This window comes from Mesorhizobium sp. M7A.F.Ca.US.006.04.2.1 (genome assembly GCF_004022915.1).
Lineage (GTDB): Bacteria > Pseudomonadota > Alphaproteobacteria > Rhizobiales > Rhizobiaceae > Mesorhizobium > Mesorhizobium ciceri.
Genome location: NZ_RZQA01000974.1, coordinates 1 through 2,137 on the forward strand (window position 1 = coordinate 1; position 2,137 = coordinate 2,137).

The following is a 2,137-nucleotide window of genomic DNA, read 5'->3' on the forward strand; positions in this document are numbered from 1 at the left end:
CTGCAGATCGGCACAGGCGCCATCGCCATGATCGAGCGGGCGCTGGCGTTGACCATCGACTACGTCAAGGAGCGCAAGGCGTTCGGCAAGGCGATCATCGATTTCCAGAACACCCAGTTCAAGCTGGCCGAACTCAAGACCGAGGCCACCATCGGCCGCGTCTTCTACAATGATTGCGTCGCCCGCCACATCGCGGGCGGCCTCGATCCCGTGACAGCGTCGATGGCCAAGTACTGGCTCAGCGACCTGCAGGGAAAAGTCGTCGACGAATGCCTTCAACTGCATGGCGGCTATGGCTACATGAATGAATACCCGATCGCCCGCATGTTCCGCGACGCCCGCGTCCAGCGCATCTACGGCGGCACCAACGAGATCATGAAATTGCTGATCGGACGCTCTCTCTGAAGGCGACATCAGGCAAACCCAAGGAGCAAGCAAATGGCTGAAGCTTATGTCTATGACGCCGTGCGCACACCGCGCGGCAAGGGCAAGAAAGACGGATCGCTGCACGAGGTGCCGGCGGTGCGGCTTGCCGCCAAGACGCTCGAAGCGCTGCGCGACCGCAATGGGCTGGACACTGCAAACGTCGACGACATCATCTTCGGCTGCGTCGATCCGGTCGGCGAGGCGGGTTCGGTCATTCCGCGCGCCGCCGCCTTCGAGGCCGGCTACGACACCAAGGCGCCCGGCATGCAGATCTCACGCTTCTGCGCTTCCGGGCTCGACGCCATCAATTTCGGTGCCGCCAAGATCGCGCAGGGAGCGGACGAGATCGTCATTGCCGGCGGTGTCGAATCGATGTCGCGCGTCGGCATGGGCGCCTCGGGCGGTGCCTGGTTCATGGATCCTTCGGTCGGCCTGCCCGGCTGGTTCGTGCCGCAAGGCATCTCGGCCGACCTGATCGCCACCAAATACGGCTTCAGCAGAGACGACGTCGACGCCTATGCGGTCGAGAGCCAGAAGCGCGCCGCCAAATCCTGGGCGGATGGCCGCTTCAAGAAATCCGTCATCCCGATCAAGGACCAGAACGGCCTGACCATCCTCGACCATGACGAGCATATGCGCCCGTCGACCGACATGCAGTCGCTGGCCTCGCTCAACCCGTCCTTCGTCATGCCCGGCGAAATGGGCGGCTTCGATGCGGTCGCGGTGCAGAAGCATCCCGAAGTGGAAGAGGTCAACCACGTCCATCATGCCGGCAATTCGTCCGGCATCGTCGATGGTGCGGCGGCCGTGCTGCTCGGTTCGAAGAAGGCCGGCAAGGCGATGGGGCTGAAGCCCCGCGCGCGTATCCGCACCTTCGCCAACATCGGCTCCGAGCCTGTGCTGATGCTGACCGGTCCGGTCGACGTCACCGAGAAGCTGTTGAAGCGCGCCAAGATGAAGCTCTCGGACATCGACCTGTTCGAGCTCAACGAAGCCTTCGCTTCGGTGGTGCTGCGCTACATGCAGGCTTTCGACATTCCGCATGACAAGATCAACGTCAATGGCGGTGCCATCGCCATGGGTCATCCGCTCGGCGCCACCGGCGCGATGATCTTCGGCACGGTGCTGGACGAACTCGAGCGGCGCGATCTCAACACCGCTCTGGTGACGCTGTGCATCGGCGCCGGCATGGGCACCGCAACCATCATCGAACGCGTCTGACGGGGAGAGAAACGATGAGCTACACCAATTTCGCCCTCGACACCGACGCCGACGGCATTGCGCTGGTCACCTGGGACATGCCCGGCCGTTCGATGAACGTCTTCACCGAAGAGGCGATGCGGGAATTGAACGCCATTGTCGACAAGGTGGCTGGTGACGCCGCCATCAAGGGCGCCGTGATCACCTCCGGCAAGGATACCTTCTCCGGCGGTGCAGATATCTCTTTGCTGCAGAAGATGCTGACGACCTTCGCCGCGGAAAAGGGCAAGGACGCCGAAAAGGCGACCAAGGCGCTGTTCGACAATGCCGGCATGATGACCGGCCTGTTCCGCAAGCTGGAAACTTGCGGAAAGCCGTGGGTGTCGGCGATCAACGGCACCTGCATGGGCGGCGCCTTCGAATTGTCGCTCGCCTGCCACGGCCGTGTCGCCGCCGATAGCGACAAGGTGAAGATGGCGCTTCCCGAGGTGAAGATCGGCATCTTCCCGGG

At 62.9% G+C, this 2,137-nt stretch carries 3 protein-coding genes; all 3 read left to right on the forward strand.

Annotation, left to right across the window (positions count from 1 at the left end):
- A partial coding sequence (locus EN925_RS33010; protein ID WP_281040684.1) for an acyl-CoA dehydrogenase family protein occupies positions 1-405 on the forward strand: 405 nt, incomplete at its 5' end.
- Positions 406-438: 33 nt separating this feature from the next.
- The gene (locus tag EN925_RS33015) at positions 439-1,647 is read left to right on the forward strand and encodes an acetyl-CoA C-acetyltransferase (RefSeq protein ID WP_027161729.1); all 1,209 of its coding nucleotides are present in this window, start codon (positions 439-441) and stop codon (positions 1,645-1,647) included.
- Positions 1,648-1,661: 14 nt separating this feature from the next.
- On the forward strand, positions 1,662-2,137 hold a 476-nt coding region (locus EN925_RS33020), incomplete at its 3' end, for an enoyl-CoA hydratase-related protein (protein ID WP_206633056.1).